The sequence below is a fragment of the Streptomyces sp. NPDC006265 genome, from assembly GCF_040613555.1.
In the GTDB taxonomy this organism is placed as follows: domain Bacteria; phylum Actinomycetota; class Actinomycetes; order Streptomycetales; family Streptomycetaceae; genus Streptomyces.
This window is the reverse complement of record NZ_JBEXSH010000989.1, coordinates 1-3,086: the sequence shown is the minus strand read 5'-3', so window position 1 is coordinate 3,086 and position 3,086 is coordinate 1. Positions and strand designations below refer to the sequence as shown.

Genomic DNA, 3,086 nt, shown 5'->3' with positions numbered 1-3,086 from the left:
CTCGTCGCACCACTGCCGGGCCGCCTCGGTGACCTGGTCGAGCGCGCCCGGTTCCTCGAACAGGTGGGTGGCGCCGGGCACCACGTGGAGGGTGGGCGGGACGGGCAGCCGCCGCGCCGCCTCCTCGTTGAGCCGCAGCACCTGCGGGTCCCTGCCGCCCACGATCAGCAGCACCGGGGCCCGTACGTGGTCCAGGGCGTCACCGGCCAGGTCGGGCCGCCCACCGCGCGAGACGACCGCCTGTACCCGTTCCGGTCGTTGCGCGGCGGCGACCAGGGCCGCGCCCGCGCCGGTGCTGGCGCCGAACAGGACGACGGGCAGGCCCGAGGTGCCGGGCTCCTGTGCCAGCCAGTCGAGGGCGGCCACCAGTCGGCGGCCCAGCAGGGGGATGTCGAAGCGGAGTTCGGCGGTGACGGCGTCCTGGCGTTCCTCGTCCTCGGTGAGCAGGTCGATCAGCAGGGTGCCGAGCCCCGCGGTGCGCAGGCCGGCGGCGACCTCGCGGTTGCGGGGACTGTGCCGGGAGCTGCCGCTGCCGTGCGCGAACAGCACGATGGCGCGGGCGCCCGGCGGCAGGGCCAGGTCGCCGGTGAGGGCCGCGCCGACGGCGGGCAGGGTGACCGTCCGGGAGATCATCGTCAGCCTCCTCTCCCCCGGTTCCCGTGGTACCCACACCGCGGTGGACATCCCATGGCGCGATCTGTGGGCTGCGTGTCGTTGACGCCCCACCGCGCGCCGATGGAGCGTGAGGGGCGTGACCGATCGCCGCATCGTCTTCGTCGTCTTCGACGGTTTCCAGCCCCTCGACCTCACCGGACCGCACGAGGTGTTCCACAGCGCGGGCGCGTACGCCTGCGGGGTCGTGGCGACCCGGGCGGGGCCGGTCCGGTCGGTGAGCGGGCTGGTCATGCACGCCGCCCACGGCGTGACGGACCTCGACCCGGCCGGGACGGACACCCTCGTGGTGGTCGGCGGCCGGGGCGTCGACCGGGCCCGGGAGGACGAGGCACTCGTCGCCTGGGTCGCCGCCGCGGCGGCGGGTGCCCGGCGGGTGGCCTCGGTGTGCAGCGGGGTGTTCCTGCTGGCGGCGGCCGGCCTGCTGGACGGGCGGCGGGTCACCACGCACTGGGCGCGCGGGGAGCAGCTGGCCCGGGAGCACCCCGAGGTGCGCGTGGACTGCGACCCGATCTTCGTCCGGGACGGGCGGGTGTGGACATCGGCCGGGGTGACGGCCGGGATGGATCTGGCGCTCGCCCTCGTGGAGGACGACCTCGGCCGGGGCGTCGCGCACGAGGTGGCCCGCCGGCTGGTGCTGTTCCTGCGCCGCCCGGGCGGGCAGTCGCAGTTCAGCGTGGCGCTGTGGTCGCGGCAGCCGGCGACGGACCCGGTGCGGGCCGCCGTCGGCGCGATCCACGCCGATCCCGGGGCCCGGCACGACATCGCGGGCCTCGCCGCGCACGCCGGGCTGAGCCCGCGTCATCTGCAGCGCCGCTTCACGGCCGAACTCGGCATGCCTCCGGCGGCGTACGTCGAGCGGGTGCGCGTCGAGGCGGCGCAGCGCGCACTCACGGACGGCGACGAACCGGTCGAGGCCATCGCCCGTCGCCACGGCTTCACCAGCGCCGAGACCCTGCGCCGCACGTTCCACCGCCGACTGGGTGTCGCGCCGTCGGACTACCGCGCCAGGTTCCGCTCCACCACCGGAGCCCTGGCAGAGCTCACAGAGGAAGGAAAGAGCGCATGACGACCTATGGTCTGCTGGTCTTCGAGGACGCCGAGGAGCTCGACTTCGTGGGCCCATGGGAGGTCTTCACCGTCTCCGCGCGGCTGCGGGACAGCGGCGACACGGCCGTGCTCATCTCCGAGCGCCCTGGCCCGGTGCGCTGCAACAAGGGCCTGCGCGTCCTGCCCGACCACACCTTCGACCACCATCCGCCGCTGGACGTGCTGCACGTGCCGGGCGGGCTGGGCGCGCGGGAGACCCAGCTGCACAACCCGGAGGTCACCGGCTGGATCGCCAAGACGGCGGAGCAGGCCGCCTGGGTGCACGGCGTGTGCACCGGCACGTTCCTGCTGCATGCCGCCGGACCCGCCCGGGGGCGCCGGGTGGCCACGCACTGGAGCCAGGAGGACACCCTGGAGGCGCGGGGGGACGTGACGGTGGTCCGGGACGCCCGCTATGTGGTCGACGGCGAGCTGGTCACCAGCCAGGGTGTCTCGGCCGGGATCGACAGCGCGTTGTGGCTGGTCGGGCGGCTGCACGGCCGGGATCACGCGCGGGCGGTACGGCGCTGCATCCAGTACGACCCGGCGCCGCCGTACCTCGCCGACGAGCCCGGCTGATCCACGCGTCTTCGCCCGGGGCCGCATGGCTGGGCGAGCCTCGGGCAGGCGATGTTCATGGGCGGTGACACGGACGACGGCGGGCAAGGGCGGCAGCCGGGCGAGTGCGGGCACCGGGCGGTGCCACATCCTGGGGACATCCGGATCGAGGCGTGGGCCGCGTGCAGAGAGCACTGCCTGGCGGAGGCCGTCCTGGCGATGGTCGAGTGTTTCGCGGACGTCTCCGGGGTGCGGCCCACCGCCGTGGACCGGGTGCGGCTGCCCGAGGCGAGCAGCGATGACCTGCTCGCCTCGCTGCTGGACGAGATCATCTTCCGGCTGGAGGCATACGGGCAGGTGCCCCTGGACGTGGAGGCGGACGAAGCGGACGGCGGCCTGGACGTGCGCCTGGCGGTCACCGGTATCGCCGACGTGGAGATCACGGGGTCGGTTCCCACGGCGGTGGCGTGGGACGAGTTGCGGATCGGGCCGGATCCGTACGGGTGGTCGTGTGCGGTGACGGTCGACGCCTGACCCCGGCGGGCGGGGTTGCGCCTACCGTGGAGGAGTGGACGGCGGCGTCGTGACGCTGTTCCTGTGCGGTGACGTGATGCTCGGGCGCGGCGTCGACCAGATTCTCGCGCACCCCGGCGATCCGGCGCTGCGGGAGGCGTACATGCTCTGATCGCGCTCGGGGGCAGGACCTCGTCCCGGTTCAGCGCCTGGCGCGGCGCGGCGACAGCAGACCAGCGTCCCGGGCCTGGCCG

General features: G+C 74.7%; 4 protein-coding genes. 3 read left to right on the top strand and 1 reads right to left on the bottom strand.

Annotated elements, in window-relative coordinates; genetic code table 11:
* A partial coding sequence (locus ABZ281_RS44010; protein WP_356663845.1) for an alpha/beta family hydrolase occupies positions 1-633 on the bottom strand: 633 nt, incomplete at its 3' end.
* Between the two features lie 118 nt (positions 634-751).
* Between ABZ281_RS44010 and ABZ281_RS44005 the strand changes: the two genes are divergently transcribed.
* From ABZ281_RS44005 to ABZ281_RS43995, 3 genes are read left to right on the top strand one after another with little or no spacing between them, the layout of a single operon-like run.
* The gene (locus ABZ281_RS44005) at positions 752-1,741 is read left to right on the top strand and encodes a DJ-1/PfpI family protein (protein WP_356663843.1); all 990 of its coding nucleotides are present in this window, start codon (positions 752-754) and stop codon (positions 1,739-1,741) included.
* Positions 1,738-2,340, top strand: coding sequence for a DJ-1/PfpI family protein (locus tag ABZ281_RS44000; protein ID WP_356663841.1), 603 nt, complete (start codon positions 1,738-1,740; stop codon positions 2,338-2,340). The genes ABZ281_RS44005 and ABZ281_RS44000 overlap by 4 nt, the downstream gene beginning before the upstream one ends.
* Before the next feature lie 57 nt (positions 2,341-2,397).
* Positions 2,398-2,853 (top strand): archease, encoded by a 456-nt coding sequence (locus ABZ281_RS43995; protein ID WP_356663839.1) that lies wholly within the window; start codon positions 2,398-2,400, stop codon positions 2,851-2,853.
* Positions 2,854-3,086: the final 233 nt, after the last annotated feature.

Excerpts from the sequence above, each read along its gene's own strand:
- ABZ281_RS44000 (WP_356663841.1), top strand. The coding sequence starts at position 1,738 with ATGACGACCTATGGTCTGCTGGTCTTCGAGGACGCCGAGGAGCTCGAC.
- ABZ281_RS43995 (WP_356663839.1), top strand. The coding sequence starts at position 2,398 with ATGGGCGGTGACACGGACGACGGCGGGCAAGGGCGGCAGCCGGGCGAG.